Raw genomic sequence first — 18,723 nt, 5'->3', positions numbered from 1 at the left:
TTTAAGCAACTGCGAATTAAGCGGTGGTTTTAAAACATTGGCGGGTGACATCACCCCAGTATTCATCGTGATAAATGTCTTCGACAAATACTTCATTGGTGTAACTACCAATCGCGCGTCGCCAAAAAGCAATCGCATTATCAGCGCCTGCAATCTGCTTACTTTGCCATAGACCCGGCATCATATCAAATAGCGTATGGGCAAAACGTTGACCAGCTTTGTTCTTACGAAATACGGGTACAACGTAAAAATCACACACTTCGTAATGATCAACACTCTCGTTAGCAATAGCAGCTAATCCTGCGGGTTTACCTTCGATATACAATAAATAGCCAGTGACATTACCCTCAATTGGAGTGTCTAAAGCAAACTTACCCTCATCATCAGGCATTTTCTTCGTTAACGGTGAAAATTCAGCTTCATAAGCTTGAGTTAAATTTAAATAGATCGCTAGATTGCTGGTATTAACTTTTACTAATTCCACTGTGTATCCTTTTTTGTTGGTAAATCCTCGTCATAGAATACCGCATATAACAAAATCAAACAGCTTCATCTGCTCACGTCATAACATATCTGATCAATTAACATTCATATTCATCAAGTTCCTGATGCTTTATTTATTTAGTGACATACATCAAAAGCAAAAGCACAAAAACAACAAAACGAAAGATTTATATTTTCGAATAACTTCGAATTGTGACTTGAAATACAAAATATGATTTAAAAACATGTTTTCATAAAAATAAGAAAGAAAGTGAAAACCAAAATAACAGAGGTCTATATATGCCAAATATAGTGTTAAGTCGTATCGATGAACGTTTAGTTCATGGTCAAGTGGGTGTGCAATGGGTTGGATTCGCTGACGCAAATATTGTTGTTGTTGCCAATGATGAGGTTGCCAATGATGAAATACAGCAAAATCTGATGGAAATGGTTATTGCTGATGGTATCAGTATTCGATTCTGGACCCTTCAAAAAACAATTGAAACCATTCATAAAGCTAACGATAAACAAAGGATTTTACTTGTTTGTAAAACACCAACAGATTTTCAGCATCTTATTGAAGGTGGTGTACCCATTGCTGCGATTAATGTCGGCAATATGCATTACTGTGCCAATAAAAATCAAATAGCGAAAACAGTCTCGGTTGATAGCGATGATATTGCCGCGTTTCATTACCTTAAAGATCATCAAATTGCATGTTATATCCAAGGTGTTCCAACAGAAACAGCAACGGATATTTTTACTCTACTGTAAAAGGATAACGTCATGGAAATAGGATTTCTACAAGCAGTACTACTCGGTATTCTGGCCTTTTTCGCAGGGCTAGATTTATTTAATGGCTTAACACACTTTCACCGTCCCGTTGTTCTTGGGCCTCTTGTCGGACTGATACTTGGCGATCTTCAAACAGGTATTTTAGTTGGCGGTACTTTAGAACTGATTTGGATGGGATTAGCCCCACTCGCAGGCGCGCAACCACCAAATGTCATCATTGGTACTATCGTGGGCACAGCTTTTGCTATTACAACAAAGGTTGAACCCAATGTGGCCGTTGGTGTAGCAGTGCCTTTCGCGGTTGCCGTACAAATGGGAATCACTTTACTGTTCTCAGCAATGTCTGCCGTGATGTCAAAATGTGATCAGATGGCAGGAAATGCAGATACTAAAGGAATTGAAACTGTTAACTATTTAGCATTATTAGTGCTTGGGTCTTTCTATTTCCTATGTGCATTTTTACCTGTGTACTTTGGTGCTGAACATGCGGGAACTATGGTGCAAATGCTACCTCAACAACTGATTGATGGTTTAGGCGTTGCAGGAGGCATCATGCCTGCGGTTGGTTTTGCAGTATTGATGAAGATCATGATGAAAAATATTTACATTCCTTATTTCATCCTTGGATTCGTTGCCGCAGCTTGGCTACAACTGCCTATTTTAGCCATTGCCTCTGCCGCAACAGCGATGGCAATTATTGACTTCATGCGTAAACCCGAACCAGCACAACAAACTAAACCACAAGAGGATTGCGAAGATGGTATCTAATGCTCACACTCACCCTGCAACTTCTATTCCTGCCGAAAACCCTGATGTACGTCCAGCACCTGGTATTGGTGAAGATGAATACGAAGATAAAAGCACAGGCGCAGAACTCACCTCTGCTGATATAAACCGTATGGCATGGCGTTCAATGCTACTCCAAGCATCATTTAATTATGAACGTATGCAAGCTTCTGGTTGGCTATATGGCTTATTGCCCGGTCTATCTAAAATTCATACCAATAAAGCTGACTTAGCCAAATCAATGAAAGGTCATATGGGGTTTTTCAATACTCACCCATTTTTAGTGACATTCGTCATGGGTATTATTTTGGCAATGGAGCGTTCAAAACAAAACGTTAACAGTATCCAAAGCACGAAAATAGCCGTTGGCGCACCGATGGGAGGTATTGGTGACGCTATGTTCTGGTTAACTTTATTGCCTATTTGTGCAGGTATTGGTGCCGATCTCGCTTTGCAAGGCTCAATCATGGGGGCTGTTGTATTCTTATTGTTATTCAATAGCGTACATTTTGGATTACGGTTTGGACTCGCTCACTATGCTTACAAAATGGGGGTGGCTGCAATTCCAATGATCAAAGCAAATACTAAAAAAGTAGGTCATGCTGCCTCTATTGTCGGAATGACCGTTATTGGTGCATTGGTTGCCACTTATGTTCGTCTATCAACAACTGCTGAAATTGAAGCTGGCGATGCCGTTGTGAAATTACAGGCAGATGTACTGGATAAGTTAATGCCTGCATTTTTACCTTTGCTATACACCTTACTTATGTATGCCTTAGTCAAACGGGGTTGGAGTCCATTAAAACTTATTGGTGTAACAGTTGTAATAAGCATAGCTGGTCGTTTTAGTGGCATACTTTAAGGAATAAACCATGATATCTATAATTATTACAGGCCACGGCGCTTTTGCATCCGGTATGGAACAAGCCTTAAAGCAAATCATTGGTCATCAGCCTCAACTTATCTGTATCAATTTTTCAGAATCCATGAGCACTGCATAATTAGATAAAGAAATAAAAATAGCACTCAGCCAATTACCACTCGATGATGGCGTTGTTTTTATGACAGATCTCTTGGGAGGCACGCCTTTTAGATGTGCATCACTTCTCAGTCAGCATAATGAAAAGATAAAAGTATTAACGGGCACGAATCTACAAATGGCAGCAGAAATGCTACTTGAGCGAGATGAATATACTTTAACTGATTTTTGCCAACAAGCATTAGCATCAGCACATAGAGGAATAACAAGTTTAGATGAACAACTTCAGCAACAAAAGAAACCCAAATTAATTCCTGAAGAAGATGGTATCTAAAAACATTAAAAAAAGCACCGATAATTCGGTGCTTTTTTATAGTGACGGTCTGCTCTGAAATATATTTACTTCGTTTCCGGTAATAATTTGGTTTTAACTTGCTGAGATTTAGTTCCCGTCGCCTTCATAAACTGCGCTTTAAGATTATAACTGATGGTATTGGCGCGAATAATATTCCCATCTTGGGTTATTTTAGCGTTTTTCTTTAATACCATCATGCTATCAGAAGGAGTATAGATGCCATAACTCGATTCACCATTAATGACTTTGCCATCTTTCATTACACGTTTGAAGTGAGCAGGCTTGCCATACACTTCAATCGTTTTTAATTCTTTAGTTTTCGCATTAAGTTTAATCACCGCTTTATCTGCTTTAATGGTGATGCCACCTTGAACAATATCTACTTTGCCGATTAGTGTTGTCGTATTATTTTCAACATCAACATCTTGAGTAACAGATGATAATTGGATAGGTAGTGCTGTTTCTGCCGTAGCAGCCAAAACAGAGGTACTCAAAAGTAAGAGTAAAGTCGCAGTAAATAGCTTTTTCTTCATTATTTATTATTCTCATCATGTGATGCTAATTTTGCCACGATAATACCAAGGAATTAAAGACGCTATTGCTTCTCTTCTTACGCACTTAAAATATATCGCTCTTTTTATATTCTAACTTATTTTTACAGTTTTATCTTAAAGCTATTTGTTTGTTTCACTTCATGCCTTATCGCTAAATATATATTCCATATAATCAATACGTTATAAATACACACCAAATTATTGTTGCACATACAACAAAATAAGATTAAATTACATCTATTATTGTTGTATAGGTCACAAAAAAAATGAAAGAAAAATTTTATCAATACCTTATTTATAGCGTACTCACTATCATTGCGTGTTTTTCCCTCTTTTTATTGATTAGTGATAACATTGCGCCCTTTACCACTCAATCAACTTTATACCGTGCTGTTGCCAATATTTCACCGCAAGTTTCTGGTGTGATCACCAATGTGGCGGTTAAAAATGGCCAAACAATCGATAAAGGAAAGCTACTGTTTAACATTGATCCTGCCCCCTATGCACTTAAGGTGCGTCAGGCTCAAGCAGATTTAGCCCAAGCAGATCAAAACTATTCCGCACAAACACAGCAATTAGTCACTGCAAATCAGCTGTTAAAACAACGTCAATTACAATCACATAATGCCGCTATTTCACTCACTAGATTTCAGCAGTTAATTAATAAAGGCTTGGTAACTCATCAACAATTTGATGACGCACAAACACAAGCAGCAGTTGCAAATAGTGCTTATCAAGGTGCTAAAGCTGATGTACTACGCATAAAAGCCCTGCTTAATGGCAAATCTAACAATGCTGCAGTTGAATTAGCTCAGGCTAAGCTAGCTCAAGCTCAATTAGATTTAGCACATACCCATGTGATCGCCCAAACCACAGGCACAATCACCAACCTACAACTACAGGTGGGAAGCTATATTAATCAAGGTACGCCTGCTCTGTTTATCGTTAATGAAAACAATGTCTGGTTAAGCGCCGATTTTAATGAAAAAGGAATGACCCAATTACAACCTCAACATATGGTTTATATTGCGTTTGACGCCATTCCAGGCAAAGTATTCAAAGGTGAGATAAGCAGTCAAGATCGGGCTGAATTTGATGCTGAAAACCCCAATAACCAACTATCAACAGTAGCAAATGATAAAAATTGGATCCGTGAATTACAAAAAATTCGCACTCGTATTACGGTTAATGATCTTGATCCTGCTTTAATTTCAGGTGCCAGGGCCAGTGTTATTGTTCAAAGCAGTAACCCAATTATCAATACAATAGCGCAAATATGGATCAAGCTAGTCGCTATTTTTCACTATATTTATTAGTGAGTAAGGCATATGACATTTAATAAAAGTGATACCAATAATGCGTTACGAATTGCGTTAACCATCACCTTTTGTATGTTAATAGGTAAATTAGCCAATTTTAATTCGCCAGTTTATTTTGCACTTTATCCAACACTGTTAATGACCAAAGGGCGTCAATTTTCATGGGTTGGTATTGGCCGAATGTTCTTACCTACGTTTATCGCCGCTAGCACAGCGTTAATTGTTAGTAACTTATTTTATAACCATCCTTTTATTATTTGGACGATCAGCTTATTTTTCTTTGATTTTATGCGGCGTCGAGCCAATACGCCTGCAAAATTAAATCAATTATTAATGCCAACGTTTAATTGGATTTTAATCATTATTTTTGCTCAACATACTGATATGAATATGGCAATGAGGATCCATGAAATATTATTAGCAATGATCATTACCGCTGTAATAGCAAAAATAATGATAGGGCTATTTCCTATCACGGCCCAACAACAACCATTAACTCCTATGCCCATGTTTAATGTCAGTTATCGACACCGATTTATCACATTAACTTTACTGGGGATCAGCGTTGCGTTTCTTATGATCGTTGACTTAATTTCAGCCACATTTTGCCTAGTACCCGTTATTGCTGCGGTTACACAGTTAAACCGAACTAACTATGTAAAAACGGTAAAATTACGTTTTATCACTCAAATTGGAGGTTGTGTGATTGCTCTGATTTTTTCAGTTTTGATGATGGGACATCAAACCATTATTCCTTACTACGCTTTTATTCTTGGGGGGTTGATATTTGTTCTAGCATTGATGATGACTATAACTAACGGTATTGCGCGTGACATTCATGCTGATACCATTTTAGCGACAGTATTACCGATCCAACTCTATTTAGGAAATAATAGCTTTAATTTGAACAGTACCTTTCTACGCGGGTGGGAACTGGCGGTAACTTTAGGTATATTGTTTTTAATCCATTTATTAAGTTCGACCAAGAGATCCTAATGAATTCTGTTATTACTAATATACCTGAATTGGATAGTAGCCTAAGTTTTACCATTGGAATTACTTACAAACAATTTAGAACCATTGCTAATCAATCACTTAATTCAAAATTTGATATCACTTTAGAAATGCTAGGTGCATTACGAGTATTAGATCATTTAGGTGAAATACCTCAACAGACCGTCGCAGAAGCATTACAACGAGAGCGATCAGTAACAAAACGTTTAATCGATAACTGCATTAAACGAGACTTAGTTGAAGCAAAGAAAAGTGTCGATAATAAAAAAGCACGGTACTTGGTGCTTACTCCTAAGGGATTAACGGTCAAGCAGCAAGCTGATATTGTCATTAAAGCCATTACACTTGATTTTTATGCTCCCCTTAATGCACAAGAATGTGAACAGTTATTATCTCTTTGCCGTCGACTAGTAAAACCTGATTTTATTTTAGGCAGTGACAATTAATCTACCTAATAAAGCAATGAGCTGTTAGTACTCTATAGTTAACAGCTCAATACTCTTCAAATAATGCCCATATCTTCACCTAGATTCATTAATAGCTCTATGTTATAACATAACAAGAATATTGCTATTTACCAGAATTATTGTCACTCATCAAATGATAAATATGGAGCCTACTTAGATGCGTTTGAATGCCTTACCCTGTTTTATATTATCCATCGCTGCATTATTACCCCTAACCAGCCAAGCGCATCCCCACTCTTGGATTAATATGAAAACCTACATAGAGGGAAGTAGCACTCAAATTACAGGGTTTAAGATGGTATGGACATTTGATGCCATGACGACTGCTTATATGCTGGATGGCGAAGACATGTCGCCAGCAAACAAGCAGCAAACACTGAAAGATACAGCCCAATCAGTGATGGAAAACATGAAAAATGCGCACTATTTTACTTATTTTTATGATAATGAAACGCCAATTAAATACCATATTCCAGCCGGTGGCGAATTGGTTAAACCCCGCGCAAAAGCAACACTGACTTTTGAGTTACCTTTAGCAAAGCCAAAAGCTATCACCAAAGATTCGTTGAAATTATTAATTTTTGAGCCAAGTTATTATGTTGATATGTCATGGGGTAATAAAAGTGACATTATCCTTTCTCCAGAACTAGCAAAAACATGTCGGTTTACATTAGTAGAGCCAAACCCAACGCCAGAACAAGTAACTTTTGCCATGTCACTTCCAGCAGATGCTGATCCTGATAATCAATTAGGGCAAGTGTTTACGCAAACAGTAAAATTACACTGCGATATCAACACCACTGCGCCTTCCACCAAATAGTTTTAATTTAGGATCTATCCAATGAAATCCGACTATCATTCCCCTGTAGAGGTTGATAATAATCCTCCACTATCATCTTGTGCTCATCATCAATCGCATGAACACGCTAAAATTCATCCAACACCTGTCTCATGGTTAGCCCGTATAAGTGTGTTACTGCTGTTTGTGGCTAGTGGCTATATGTTATGGCAGCAATGGCCAGCACTACTGATGGAAAGTATTAAATGGCAACGCGATATTAATGGTCAGTTAAGTGATTTACTCTATGATGCACAACAAAACATAACCGCCGCTTATTCATTAGCAGGCTTGAGCTTTCTGTATGGTATTTTTCATTCGCTAGGCCCCGGTCATGGAAAAATGATTGTCACCACTTACCTCGCCACTAACCCTGCAAAAATAAAGGCCAGTTTAGTAATGACAGTGGTATCAGCATTTGTACAAGCGCTGGTTGCCATTACGTTAGTCAGTATTTTATTAATATTTTTTAAATCCTCAATGCGACAAGTCAACGATGCCGCAGATCAATTTATTAGCTATAGTTTTATGGCCATGCTGTTACTTGGAGCAATCGTTATTTACCGCAGTCTAAAACAGGCATGGCAACTTAGAATGCAACAACAGCACCATAACCATAACCATAACCATAACCATAACCATAACCATGGTAGTGAATGTGGTTGTGGTCATAAACACTTTGCTAGTGCAGATGAAATTAATAACGCGACCAGTTTACGAGAATATATTGTCATCATCTTCAGTATTGGTATCCGTCCCTGCACTGGTGCTATTTTAGTGTTGTTATTTGCTAATATGGTTGGACTGTATTGGCTTGGCGTTATAAGTGCAATACTCATGGCAGTGGGAACAGCACTGACCACATCAGCCATTGCATTATTGACCTTATCTGGTAAGAAAATCGTCAGCCGCTATTTAGCCACCAACGAACGCCAACGAACAATGACTGGTATTATTCTAAAATTATTCGGGGGCATATTGTTGGTGTTGTTAGCCATCATACTACTTAACGGTCACAGCTATGGTATGTCGCCCGTCTTATAATCAAAAGATACCCAACAGAGCGACTAAGTTGATCTAGAAAATAAAAAGGTTGAGTGGTGGTCACTTTCAATAAGAAAGAAATAACAATACACTCAACCTTTTTTATTGGCTCACATCAGGAGATTTAATCACTCAATCAACACTAACACCTTGGCGTCGATATTCACGTAAAATCTGCTGCTCTGCCACGGTCGATAAAATAAACATCATCACATACCCAAAACCCAGCGCCACAATAATTGCTACCACATTGGCAGTAAACAGTGCCAGCAGATAATAACTTACCACCAAAGTAACGATGCCACTTAATCGAATCATTAAACTCAATGTAAATTTACCATGAGCTTTGATATACGCTAACTGGTAAGCATTAAGCATCATGAAAATAAAGAAAATAGAGAAATGAAATAATACAATCTCTGCACCTTTATATTGTGTAGGGAAAATAAACCCAACAATATCTTTACCACCAATAAGCATAACTAAGAAAAAGCTCACACTCACAATGACAGCTAATCGGTATACCCAACGACGAATAGCACGTATTTGAGCATGCTCACCTTTACGTACACTTTGCGATAATTCAGGTAATACAAATCGATAGATAGGAAATACGAATAACATTGTCATATAAGTAAATATCGGTCTAACAACCACTTGAAAATCACCTAACTCATCTAAACTAAAATGGGTGATCGTTAGTAGAACCGCCGCATAAATCATTAAAATACTGGCTCCGGCTTCTAAAGATGCCGTGAAACTTTTGCGGACATAATTACGCATATTCGGATCAAGCTGCACCGTCGTTAACGGTTTTGTCGCTATCTGTTTTCTACGTTTCCAATACATGAAATGAGCAACAATCAATGAAGAAACCATTACACTATAAAAAAGAGAAGCTAACGCAGTAAAGTGTAAAATATAGTAACAACACACAAAGGTAATAACATTTGATGTCGGTTCAATCCATGTCACTTTATTTGAAACATCGTATAAACGGTACATAGCGATTAAATTGGTAAAGTATATTTTTAACCCCATACCAAAAATAACGCCAACCATTTCAAAATAGCCAACATTTATATGTAATTCATGTTTTATATAGGGTAAAACTAAGCCCCATGTAATAAGTACAACGATAATCAAACTGAAGCGGAATATATTGATAATATCATGATCATTGTGTGTCTGACTGTAAGTAACAACCATTGATGATCGAAAGCCCGTCATTAAAATTAATGATAATGACACAATATCAATAACACTATTAAATAGTGCTAAATCATCTTTTGCTACCCACTGTGCCAACCAAACTTTAAACAAAAAACCAATCGAAATACTGGCTAATGTTGCCCAAATACCCGCAACAAATGCTTTTTTTAATCGTGTCAATGTATCAACATCATCAACTAAAGGAATGGCCTGCGGCTCTTTCATACGTAATAACTGTAGAGAAACATATTAATATGATACTGGATTTTTCAAATGAGATCTAAAGCGAATAACGGATTTAATAATTACCGCTTAAAAAACATTATTATTAACTGATTTATAATGGTTTTATTTCACCAACTAACGCATAAATCATTTCAAATTCAACACAATATCGATCTAACTGATGTAATAAGAAATTTAGGTTTTTATTTAACCCATGACTCACACAATAACGAATCGTTTTTTCCGTGCCTTTGATTTTAAATCGAGCAATAATTAATCGATATTTTAATTGTTGGTGTGGTAATAAGAAAAAACCTACGAGGGAAGCCATCTTGAATCCAAAGAATAATATAACGTAATATCTCTCTGCATTCTAACAACTTTTAGAATATAATTAATAAGTTAAAATGAAATCAAAATTCTTAAAAATATATTATAAGTTCACCTAAATATTAACTTCGATATCAGCGTATTAAAATCATCCATTCAATTTTGGTTACAATTTATTCCATATTAAGTAAGATGTTCGGATTGTAATCATAACTATGGCTAGGTATAAGTAGTGCTTATTCTAACTATGAGAAACTTATGAAAATAATCCCCATCCAGACATCACATTGGCAGCAAATCGAATATATTCAACATTTAGCCTATGGCGATGATTTTTCAGAAACTATTGAAGTGTTAAAAAGCAAAGTTACAATATCACCACAAACATGCTTTGTATGTATCAATGAGCAACAGCATGTCCTTGGGTATCTCATTAGTCACCCTCATCATAAAGGTTCAACACCTAGGTTAGATCAATTAAGTACACCAATTGAGAGTAATCACCTACACCTACATGATTTAGCAATCATTACCTCGGCTCAAGGACAAGGATTACCAAAATTATTGCTTAGTCATCTATTTACTGTACTTGAAAATTTGGACTATCAGTCTATTTCATTAGTTTCAGTTCAAAATTCCGCAGCATTTTGGCAACGACATAATTTTAGTACTGATAACAACTTAACTACACCTATAAACTACGGTGATAATGCAATATGTATGTCTCGCTATATATAAATATATTTTATAATTATTATTTTTGAATTTTATATAGTAGTAATTCGGTTACGGCCATTATTCTTTGAATGATAAACAGCTTTATCAATATTTTTAAGCACCATCTCAATTTGATCATTTTGTGGTGAGAATGAAGTTAACCCGATAGAAACAGTAATATGAATAACTTGGCCGTCATATAAAAAAGAATGCTTATTCACAGCCCTTAAAATTCGATAACAGACATCTTCAGCATGAATGTTACTGGTTTTTTCCATAAATAAAATAAACTCTTCACCACCCCAACGAGCAATAACATCTGTTTTTCGTATGTTATTTGAACAAATACTAGCAAATACTTTTAATATTTCATCACCTGCATCATGTCCATAAGTATCATTAACCCTTTTAAAATGATCAATATCTAAAAAGGCAATACTATGTGTTGCTGTAATATTTGAAAAAAATATTTGCCTCAGTACGTTATTCATATACCTGCGATTATAAATATTAGTCAACTCATCAATAAAAATAGCAAGCTTCAATATGTTATTCGCATCATTCATATGACTATTCGTCAATAAAAGCTGCCGCTCTCGCTTGTAAATATAAAAGAAAAAAGACAACACCGTTAAATATAATACAATACGAATAATGAAATGCTTTTTCTCATTATACCTGTCATTTTGTATTGAAAACAACCAGTTACCATTAGGGACTGGTACATTAAAAACAGATATTGGCCCCTTTTCCATATCAATAATATTATCAAATATTGTTAACATTTCACCATCAGGATCAAACCCTTGAATTTTATAAGATAATTTTTTAAAAGGTAACTTATCACTGATACCTTGAAGATCACTAATCGCAATAATAAACCCTGTAAATTGGGACTTTTCATTAAAAATAGGTAATCGTAAAATAAAAGATAAACGATTATTTTGAATAAGTTTTATCGGTCCAATTAATGTAAGAGATTGATTATCAATTGATAATGAGACGCCTTTATGTCTGTTCTTTAACCGATTTAAGTTATGACCAACTGCTGAGTTATTTTTTGAATAAGGATATGTAAGTTGAATAATCCCCAATGGTGCAAATTGTAACTCAGAGACACTACTGTTGGTTGTCATAACCTCTTTTGCTAATATATTGAATTGAGAAGAATCATAATTTGTTGATTTAAATAACAAATTAAATGTTTTTAACGTAATAACCATATTATTGATTTCATTGTTAATAATCTTTGATACGTCTTGTTCAAAGACTAAATCATTTTTCTTACTCAATAGCTCAAATTGTTTTTTTTCATTTAAAAAAAACATTTCAACAACGATCAACGTTAACAATAAAGAAATAACTATTGCTACACTCGATGGGGTAATTTTTAACTTCATTATTAATACTTCAGGATGCATTAAAAACTAAGATGAAATCATCACATAGCTATTAGCTTATGTTTATAATTACATTCATATGCTTGTATCAGATATACTATCCCATATACAAGACAATGAATATAAAATACTACTAAAATACATATTTCGTTACAATTTAAACATATTATGATAAAACTTTAGGTGCGATATTCTTTAAAGACATAAAAATGCAGCATAATTTATAAAAATATAACTTTACATTAAATTCATTTATTGATGTTATTTTAAACAGTGAATATTAGATATCATACATTTTGTTCATATATTTGTACTAATTACACTAATTACCATGATTTCTATTGACCTCATAACAACAAATGTTTATTGTTTTCATATCAAGCGGATATCGTATAATGGTATTACCTTAGCTTCCCAAGCTAATGACACGGGTTCGATTCCCGTTATCCGCTCCAATCTTAATTTTATTTCTACTTGTTTTATTATTATAAGAACAATTATTCCTCTTCCTTCCTAAAATAGAACCTCTTAAATAATCATTAAATTTACTCGTACTCCTATATAAAATAAATCACCACTAATCTTATTAATAAGCAGTAATAGTATACTTATTTCGCCCTGTTTTTTTTGATTGATAAAGAGCATCATCAGCATATTTAAAGGCCTCAGATAATATAATATTACTAGATGATAAAAAAGATCCGATAGATATCGTAACATCTATATCACATATTTTTTGATCACTTACAGCATGTAGCAGCGCATTTAATTTTAAATGTAACCGAGTAATATTAACAATATCATCTACTAAAATAACAAATTCTTCCCCACCCCATCGAATCCCAATATCTGACTTATTAATAGTAGCCATAATTCGATGAGATACTTCAGTTAACACATAATCGCCCATTTGATGACCATAAGTATCATTTATTTTTTTAAAATAATCTATATCGATAATAATCAAACAACTGACAATACGATTATTATCATTAAAGCAATCTTTCCTATAAAATCCCGTTAGTTTGTCTTTTTTATTTTCATTGATATTCTTCCGTAAAAATAATATGAACTCATACACTACAGATAAAAAAGTAAAAACAACTAGACAGATTAATGAAAAAAACCAATAGCTTCTTTTTATTGGAATTTTCATTGCCTCAAAATATTTTTGTTTCGCTATAATATTATAAATAAAATCATCTATTTTTACTGTTTTATCTAACTTAAAGTTAGTCATATTTTTATGATTAAAATTTCTGAAAAAATCATTCAAAAAATCAGCCTTTATATCTAATAACAATATAGAATCTATTTTTCTTTCTAAATATAATGGATAATATATTGTTATTAATTTTTCATTTGTTTTACATTGAAAGAATGGTCCTTCAACTCTCATTGTTCTATATATAATTAAATTATAACGCTCTAAGTTACGTTTAATATTTTCTTTTTTTAATAAAAAATTAAAATATTGATTACCTATATTCTTTCTTTCATCTACTTTACTCTTACATTCATTTCTATATGGCTTAATGTACATATAATTAGGATAAACATTTGCGACAGACCATAAATTACCTTTAATGATGCTATTTTCGTTAATCATATAAAAGAAGTTATCAATCGTTTCAGAAATATCTTTTACTTTATTATCAATAGGTTGCTTATTAAAAATCAATAGCTCTTTGGAATTCTCACCTTTTATTAACTTAGAATTAAATACATTAATTTGATACGTATAAATCGTATCTGTTAAGTATCTAAAATATTCTTCAACTTCATTTTCAAGTTTGGCTTTTTTTATCGCTGTAAAATTAAAAGTAATAAAAAAAGAAACTAATAAAATCAAAAAAAATCTATACATTTTAATCATAATAACTCATATGTAACAATGAAACAAAATTACCATATTAATTTTTACATCTTTTCAATATGTATTGGTATACCCTAAAAATTATATTAATATAGGCTATTACCTATATTATCTAACAAATATAATTAAACGCATTAAAAACAAAACATTTAATTAACAATAACATTACTTGTAAAATATATATTATTGCCTTTATGATTAAGGTTAGTACGTATGTATTTTAACATTTCGTTTTTTAAAATAGATTAGAATTTAAGAAAATGATAAGGATTAATATGCATAAGCAATATCTTCCACATCTTTTTATCAAAAGTAATATAACTTCAATATATTAACTTAATAGAAAAACACCTGATTCTGACTAATAATATATTATTTATAAATTAATACCTATATCAATTTTACATATATTAAAACCAACCTTATCATAAAAATGAATTATACAAGCTAAAACAAACGCTTATATAATGTATTGTACTCTCTATTATTTTTCTTATCTGTTTATTATTCCAGCAATAAACGATAAATATTTCAATATAATGATAATAATATCAATTAACAATCTCATTATCAAAATACAGAAACCAATAAATGAAAAAGCGATATCAATATAATTAATATCGCTCTTGATCTTCATTTGATATGCAACGGCACGTGTAAATTAAAATATAGGTTCTGTTTTATTCCACGATTGCACAAATCCTTGAGCTGAAATCTTAAAATCTAATTCTGTTTTTTGGTTATATATATTGACAAAAATTTTATGAATCTTGACTGTTTCTGTATATTTAAACTGCGTAATTAAAAAAGCAAGTCCTTCATTTGTCGTGGGAGTATAAACCCAATAATTTTTACCATCTTTCGGTCTACGACAAATCTTATCCATTTCTACTTTTTGGCCATTAATCGTCATTAAGACAATTTTATCTAACCCATTTTTATTACATTGGCTCAAAAATCGCTCAAAGCCATTATTATTATACTTTGCCTTATAAAGCGAAAAGAACACTTTTTGTTGTCCCCTTTGCTCATCAATTAAAGACGATAAAACATAATGCCCATCAATCCCTGAAGAATTCCATTCTGATGCATTTGCATGAACAGGCAACATTGTGGCACAAGTCCAAGCAAACCAAAAAAATTTACTCATATTATTCCTTTAACATCAATAAAATAAACAATACCAGCACGACATTGTTTTATCCAAAATTAAATCTTATGGCATCAGTATTTAAAAAACATATCAATATAATAACGACTAATAAAATAATGAGAATAGTTAATGAAAACGAATCAGGCGCGATCACAAATATATATTCAACACTATTTAAAGCAGCATTATTTTTGCGATGAATGACAAAATTGAAAACGATAAACAAGGATACAAATCTTATTGCAATCGTATTCATTTATCGATTTGATAAAAAATAAAACCCCATCAAAAATACTTTTACAACATACAAGTATTGCTTATTAATACTAAAATGGCGCATAATACACAAATGGAAAAACAGACATCGATTTTATTTGATGATAGTCACACTATATACATATCGATGCATTAATTGATAAATGAACACCTTATCATTCATCTATAAATTATCTTTATTAAGTCGGTTATTGAATGTACACAAGTGTAATCAAAAATTTAGCTATTCCTTTAGGCTCACAGCCACAAGAAATATTGCAGAACAATTTTCTACAATTCATTGATGAGCATATCCATTTAAATGGTGATAGTAATTTCTTTGCTACATTAGTCTCAGCTCGTATACAGACGATTAATCACTTAATGCCGTTACAAACCGATAATCTATACCACTGTATTACTAGTGATTATGCCCAAGCTATAAATGGTGTAGTGCCACTGGAAGATCTTGCACCACATTATATTGAAATAGAAAAGCAAGCCATTTCGTTATTCGGCAATATTTTATGTTGTTGGGCTGAGTATGAGCATTACTGTATTATTCAACGGGTAATTAAATACCCATTAACAAAAAACAACCCACCACAGGTGGTAGATAACAATGATAAAAATATAGTGGAAGTTGTTGCTAACATAGAGAATGATACGCGCTTGTTTATCACGCCGTATTGTGACCTTCCAATGACGTTAAGTAATGCGATTGCATTAAAAACCATTGAAAATTTCGTGAAGAAAAAACAATGTTACGAACTACTTTATTTTTTAGCGCTCTCGGTTAATGGTGAATATATGATTCAATACTATTATGAAAAAAATACGTTGTTTCCCACCCTACTAACAACAACACATGTCTAGAGCATAATACATACAAAAAATGCTCATACTGATAATAGTACGAGCATCTTAATTTTCACTTACAGGCCAGTCCACATCGCAGCACCTGCGGCCCAAACTTCAACATAGTTGGCATTGCATCGAAACTTTAAATAACCACGATTATTATCTTTTTGATAATTAACATATACCCAACCACGGTTATCTTTCGACTTATTATCCACACTGTTATCAGACATTGCGCTAACGATATAATTTGTTTTAACAGCGATCCGTTGTTGACACATTTCAATATCTTTAACTGTCGGCGGTTGACGTGTTTCAGTCGTAATATCACAGCCGGCTAATAATAATAATGCGGTCACAAAAGCGTATTTTTTCATTGGCTACTTACGTTGTTTATCATCAAGATTATTGCTAATGAGAGACATAACGTAGGTGCACGCTTAGGCTCTGTTAGCTTGTTTGCGCGGGATTCTATAGATAAATAAGAAAAATGATAGTAATACTTTGTCTGTTTGGAAAAATTTTTGAACATTATCACTAATTAACTTTAATTCATGCTTATCGACAGATAATATTTAAAATGCTGCCTGTATATAAAATATATTTACAGCATTTTAAAACAAATAATATTCGCGAAATAATTACAGTTGTTGTCGGTTTTCGTTTAACCAATTAAACCATGCATCCATTCCTTCACCTGTTTTTGCTGACAGTTTAATAACTTGAATTGTAGGATTCACTTTACGTGCATTAGCAATACAATCATCTATATTGACATCAACATAAGGTAATAAATCAACTTTATTGATAATCATTAAATCAGCAGCTGCAAACATATTTGGGTATTTAAGCGGTTTATCCTCACCTTCCGTCACGGATAAAATCGCAACTTTAGAGGCTTCACCGAGATCAAAGCTTGCAGGGCAAACTAAATTACCGACATTTTCAATAAACAAAAAACCAGGTTCATTAATCGCAAGCTGATGATAGGCATCATGGATCATTTGTGCATCAAGATGGCAACCTTTACCGGTGTTAACCTGAATAGCAGGAACAGCGGTTGCTCGAATACGATCAGCATCGTTGCTAGTTTGTTGATCACCCTCGATCACAGCACAAGCACACTGATCTTTTAATGTCATTAATGTTTCAGTTAATAAGGTTGTTTTACCTGAGCCTGGACTTGATACTAAATTTAGTACTAATTGGTGGTTTTCAATAAAATGCTCACGATTATGTGCTGCTAATTGATTATTATTACCTAGAATATCCATTTCTAATGTTAATAACTGTCGTTGTGATACACCAGCAACATGCACTTCAGCTTCACCCTTACCATAATGTAAATCACCAGAATCTAAACACTCAGGTTGATGATCTGCATGATGATGATCATGACTATGGGCGTGGTGATGATCGTGGTCATGCGAATGTATATGACCCTTTTCATGCTCATGATGATGCCCATCCACATGTTGCTGCGGCATAACGCCCGCAGGCAATGTATAATGAACATGATGATGAACATCACCCTGATGGTGATAGTGGTGGTGAATCACAACTGATTGTGGTACTTCTGCCGCTAATTGATCGTTATGCTGGTGTGGATGTTCATGGTGATGATGATCATGGTGTTCATGAGCATATTCGTGAGAATCCTGTTCGTGAGAATGACCTTCAATTCTGCTATCACCGCAGCCGCATACGTTACACATATTATTCAACCTCGATATGTTTAATCATTAATTCTTCTCCAGTTTCAACATTAAGTTGATAACCGTGACAGCGCGGGCAACTCACCCCTCGCTCAGGAATTTCTACATGTTGCTGGCAATCTAAACACCATACACGAGCAGCAACAGATTCAATCTTCAATTGGGCGCCTTCCGCAATCGTGTCACGACAAGCAAATTCAAACCCTGTTGCTAATGCTTGAGGTTCAATACACGACAAAGTACCAATGGTCAGGGTTACACTAACAACACGCTTAAACCCTTGTTTCTCTGCTTGTTCAACCACGGTATCAACCGTATTTATACTTAGTGATAGTTCATGCATTT

At 34.0% G+C, this 18,723-nt stretch carries 20 protein-coding genes, 1 tRNA gene and 1 pseudogene; 12 read left to right on the top strand and 10 right to left on the bottom strand.

Annotation, left to right across the window (positions count from 1 at the left end; genetic code table 11):
• Nucleotides 1–16: 16 nt before the first annotated feature.
• A complete protein-coding gene (locus ACJZU6_RS17475) occupies nt 17–484 on the bottom strand; it encodes a GNAT family N-acetyltransferase (RefSeq protein WP_080156282.1) in 468 nt (155 codons plus the stop codon).
• A 299-nt stretch (nt 485–783) separates the two neighbouring features.
• Between ACJZU6_RS17475 and agaV the strand changes: the two genes are divergently transcribed.
• The 4 genes and pseudogenes from agaV (at nt 784) to agaF (ending at nt 3,377) form a co-directional block, all read left to right on the top strand.
• On the top strand, nt 784–1,257 hold the full coding sequence (agaV, locus tag ACJZU6_RS17470; protein ID WP_080156283.1) for a PTS N-acetylgalactosamine transporter subunit IIB: 474 nt from the start codon (nt 784–786) through the stop codon (nt 1,255–1,257).
• A gap of 12 nt (nt 1,258–1,269) precedes the next feature.
• Nucleotides 1,270–2,046, top strand: a complete 777-nt coding sequence (gene agaW, locus ACJZU6_RS17465) for a PTS N-acetylgalactosamine transporter subunit IIC (protein WP_080156284.1) — start codon at nt 1,270–1,272, stop codon at nt 2,044–2,046.
• Nucleotides 2,036–2,926: a PTS N-acetylgalactosamine transporter subunit IID gene (agaE, locus tag ACJZU6_RS17460; protein WP_080156285.1), complete on the top strand. Its 891-nt coding sequence runs from the start codon at nt 2,036–2,038 to the stop codon at nt 2,924–2,926. Before agaW ends, agaE begins: the two co-directional genes overlap by 11 nt.
• A 10-nt stretch (nt 2,927–2,936) precedes the next feature.
• Nucleotides 2,937–3,377 (top strand): annotated as a pseudogene (gene agaF / locus ACJZU6_RS17455) (PTS galactosamine/N-acetylgalactosamine transporter subunit IIA).
• A gap of 65 nt (nt 3,378–3,442) precedes the next feature.
• Here the strand turns inward: agaF and lptA are convergent.
• Nucleotides 3,443–3,931 (bottom strand): lipopolysaccharide transport periplasmic protein LptA, encoded by a 489-nt coding sequence (lptA, locus tag ACJZU6_RS17450; RefSeq protein WP_080156287.1) that lies wholly within the window; start codon nt 3,929–3,931, stop codon nt 3,443–3,445.
• A gap of 287 nt (nt 3,932–4,218) precedes the next feature.
• On the opposite strand from lptA, the gene ACJZU6_RS17445 reads away from it, so the two are divergent.
• The 5 genes from ACJZU6_RS17445 to ACJZU6_RS17425 all read left to right on the top strand — a co-directional run bounded on the left by ACJZU6_RS17445 (nt 4,219) and on the right by ACJZU6_RS17425 (nt 8,634).
• The gene (locus ACJZU6_RS17445; protein ID WP_408900956.1) at nt 4,219–5,268 is read left to right on the top strand and encodes an HlyD family secretion protein; all 1,050 of its coding nucleotides are present in this window, start codon (nt 4,219–4,221) and stop codon (nt 5,266–5,268) included.
• A 12-nt stretch (nt 5,269–5,280) separates the two neighbouring features.
• Nucleotides 5,281–6,267, top strand: a complete 987-nt coding sequence (locus ACJZU6_RS17440) for a DUF2955 domain-containing protein (protein WP_408900955.1) — start codon at nt 5,281–5,283, stop codon at nt 6,265–6,267.
• Nucleotides 6,267–6,731, top strand: a complete 465-nt coding sequence (locus ACJZU6_RS17435) for a MarR family transcriptional regulator (RefSeq protein ID WP_327766811.1) — start codon at nt 6,267–6,269, stop codon at nt 6,729–6,731. The genes ACJZU6_RS17440 and ACJZU6_RS17435 overlap by 1 nt, the downstream gene beginning before the upstream one ends.
• Before the next feature lie 178 nt (nt 6,732–6,909).
• Nucleotides 6,910–7,572 carry a DUF1007 family protein gene (locus ACJZU6_RS17430; protein ID WP_408901517.1) on the top strand — a complete coding sequence of 221 codons (663 nt, stop codon included), beginning with the start codon at nt 6,910–6,912 and terminating at the stop codon, nt 7,570–7,572.
• Nucleotides 7,573–7,593: 21 nt separating this feature from the next.
• Nucleotides 7,594–8,634, top strand: a complete 1,041-nt coding sequence (locus ACJZU6_RS17425; RefSeq protein ID WP_408901516.1) for a nickel/cobalt transporter — start codon at nt 7,594–7,596, stop codon at nt 8,632–8,634.
• 132 nt (nt 8,635–8,766) lie between these two features.
• Here the strand turns inward: ACJZU6_RS17425 and ACJZU6_RS17420 are convergent, their stop codons facing one another.
• Complete coding sequence (locus ACJZU6_RS17420; RefSeq protein WP_080156293.1) at nt 8,767–10,071, bottom strand: hypothetical protein; 1,305 nt, start codon at nt 10,069–10,071, stop codon at nt 8,767–8,769.
• Between the two features lie 112 nt (nt 10,072–10,183).
• A complete protein-coding gene (locus ACJZU6_RS17415; RefSeq protein ID WP_327766807.1) occupies nt 10,184–10,402 on the bottom strand; it encodes a hypothetical protein in 219 nt (72 codons plus the stop codon).
• A 257-nt stretch (nt 10,403–10,659) separates the two neighbouring features.
• Here ACJZU6_RS17415 and ACJZU6_RS17410 point away from each other — a divergent pair, with 257 nt between their 5' ends.
• Nucleotides 10,660–11,139 (top strand): GNAT family N-acetyltransferase, encoded by a 480-nt coding sequence (locus ACJZU6_RS17410; RefSeq protein ID WP_408901515.1) that lies wholly within the window; start codon nt 10,660–10,662, stop codon nt 11,137–11,139.
• Between the two features lie 29 nt (nt 11,140–11,168).
• On the opposite strand, the gene ACJZU6_RS17405 is transcribed toward ACJZU6_RS17410, so the two are convergent.
• Nucleotides 11,169–12,518 (bottom strand): diguanylate cyclase, encoded by a 1,350-nt coding sequence (locus ACJZU6_RS17405; RefSeq protein ID WP_408901514.1) that lies wholly within the window; start codon nt 12,516–12,518, stop codon nt 11,169–11,171.
• A gap of 381 nt (nt 12,519–12,899) precedes the next feature.
• Here ACJZU6_RS17405 and ACJZU6_RS17400 point away from each other — a divergent pair.
• Nucleotides 12,900–12,973: transfer RNA gene (locus ACJZU6_RS17400), tRNA-Gly, on the top strand.
• Between the two features lie 131 nt (nt 12,974–13,104).
• On the opposite strand, the gene ACJZU6_RS17395 is transcribed toward ACJZU6_RS17400, so the two are convergent.
• Together ACJZU6_RS17395 and ACJZU6_RS17390 are read right to left on the bottom strand one after the other, a co-directional pair.
• The gene (locus tag ACJZU6_RS17395; protein ID WP_408901513.1) at nt 13,105–14,394 is read right to left on the bottom strand and encodes a GGDEF domain-containing protein; all 1,290 of its coding nucleotides are present in this window, start codon (nt 14,392–14,394) and stop codon (nt 13,105–13,107) included.
• Between the two features lie 661 nt (nt 14,395–15,055).
• The gene (locus ACJZU6_RS17390; RefSeq protein ID WP_080156298.1) at nt 15,056–15,544 is read right to left on the bottom strand and encodes a hypothetical protein; all 489 of its coding nucleotides are present in this window, start codon (nt 15,542–15,544) and stop codon (nt 15,056–15,058) included.
• Between the two features lie 474 nt (nt 15,545–16,018).
• Here ACJZU6_RS17390 and ACJZU6_RS17385 point away from each other — a divergent pair, with 474 nt between their 5' ends.
• Entirely contained in the window at nt 16,019–16,678 is a 660-nt protein-coding gene (locus tag ACJZU6_RS17385) for an acyl-homoserine-lactone synthase (RefSeq protein WP_107276096.1), read from the top strand.
• A 59-nt stretch (nt 16,679–16,737) separates the two neighbouring features.
• Here ACJZU6_RS17385 and ACJZU6_RS17380 read toward each other — a convergent pair whose 3' ends face one another.
• From ACJZU6_RS17380 to hypA, 3 genes are all read right to left on the bottom strand, one after another.
• Entirely contained in the window at nt 16,738–17,040 is a 303-nt protein-coding gene (locus tag ACJZU6_RS17380) for a hypothetical protein (protein ID WP_080156300.1), read from the bottom strand.
• A gap of 264 nt (nt 17,041–17,304) precedes the next feature.
• Nucleotides 17,305–18,378 (bottom strand): hydrogenase nickel incorporation protein HypB, encoded by a 1,074-nt coding sequence (gene hypB, locus ACJZU6_RS17375; RefSeq protein WP_408901512.1) that lies wholly within the window; start codon nt 18,376–18,378, stop codon nt 17,305–17,307.
• A gap of 1 nt (nt 18,379) precedes the next feature.
• Nucleotides 18,380–18,721 carry a hydrogenase maturation nickel metallochaperone HypA gene (gene hypA, locus ACJZU6_RS17370; RefSeq protein ID WP_297478967.1) on the bottom strand — a complete coding sequence of 114 codons (342 nt, stop codon included), beginning with the start codon at nt 18,719–18,721 and terminating at the stop codon, nt 18,380–18,382.
• Between the last annotated feature and the right edge of the window lie 2 nt (nt 18,722–18,723).

Origin of the sequence: Photobacterium piscicola (assembly GCF_046058925.1) — a bacterium.
GTDB lineage: Bacteria > Pseudomonadota > Gammaproteobacteria > Enterobacterales > Vibrionaceae > Photobacterium > Photobacterium piscicola.
The sequence above is the reverse complement of the archived record's forward strand: the minus strand, read 5'-3'. Positions and strand labels throughout refer to the sequence as shown.

Coding starts and splice junctions, on each gene's coding strand:
- ACJZU6_RS17415 (WP_327766807.1), bottom strand. CDS start 10,402: ATGGCTTCCCTCGTAGGTTTTTTCTTATTACCACACCAACAATTAAAA.
- ACJZU6_RS17410 (WP_408901515.1), top strand. CDS start 10,660: ATGAAAATAATCCCCATCCAGACATCACATTGGCAGCAAATCGAATAT.
- agaV (WP_080156283.1), top strand. CDS start 784: ATGCCAAATATAGTGTTAAGTCGTATCGATGAACGTTTAGTTCATGGT.
- hypB (WP_408901512.1), bottom strand. CDS start 18,378: ATGTGTAACGTATGCGGCTGCGGTGATAGCAGAATTGAAGGTCATTCT.
- ACJZU6_RS17405 (WP_408901514.1), bottom strand. CDS start 12,518: ATGAAGTTAAAAATTACCCCATCGAGTGTAGCAATAGTTATTTCTTTA.
- lptA (WP_080156287.1), bottom strand. CDS start 3,931: ATGAAGAAAAAGCTATTTACTGCGACTTTACTCTTACTTTTGAGTACC.
- ACJZU6_RS17385 (WP_107276096.1), top strand. CDS start 16,019: ATGTACACAAGTGTAATCAAAAATTTAGCTATTCCTTTAGGCTCACAG.
- ACJZU6_RS17380 (WP_080156300.1), bottom strand. CDS start 17,040: ATGAAAAAATACGCTTTTGTGACCGCATTATTATTATTAGCCGGCTGT.
- agaE (WP_080156285.1), top strand. CDS start 2,036: ATGGTATCTAATGCTCACACTCACCCTGCAACTTCTATTCCTGCCGAA.
- ACJZU6_RS17420 (WP_080156293.1), bottom strand. CDS start 10,071: ATGAAAGAGCCGCAGGCCATTCCTTTAGTTGATGATGTTGATACATTG.
- ACJZU6_RS17390 (WP_080156298.1), bottom strand. CDS start 15,544: ATGAGTAAATTTTTTTGGTTTGCTTGGACTTGTGCCACAATGTTGCCT.
- ACJZU6_RS17435 (WP_327766811.1), top strand. CDS start 6,267: ATGAATTCTGTTATTACTAATATACCTGAATTGGATAGTAGCCTAAGT.
- ACJZU6_RS17430 (WP_408901517.1), top strand. CDS start 6,910: ATGCGTTTGAATGCCTTACCCTGTTTTATATTATCCATCGCTGCATTA.
- hypA (WP_297478967.1), bottom strand. CDS start 18,721: ATGCATGAACTATCACTAAGTATAAATACGGTTGATACCGTGGTTGAA.
- ACJZU6_RS17440 (WP_408900955.1), top strand. CDS start 5,281: ATGACATTTAATAAAAGTGATACCAATAATGCGTTACGAATTGCGTTA.
- agaW (WP_080156284.1), top strand. CDS start 1,270: ATGGAAATAGGATTTCTACAAGCAGTACTACTCGGTATTCTGGCCTTT.
- ACJZU6_RS17395 (WP_408901513.1), bottom strand. CDS start 14,394: ATGATTAAAATGTATAGATTTTTTTTGATTTTATTAGTTTCTTTTTTT.
- ACJZU6_RS17445 (WP_408900956.1), top strand. CDS start 4,219: ATGAAAGAAAAATTTTATCAATACCTTATTTATAGCGTACTCACTATC.
- ACJZU6_RS17425 (WP_408901516.1), top strand. CDS start 7,594: ATGAAATCCGACTATCATTCCCCTGTAGAGGTTGATAATAATCCTCCA.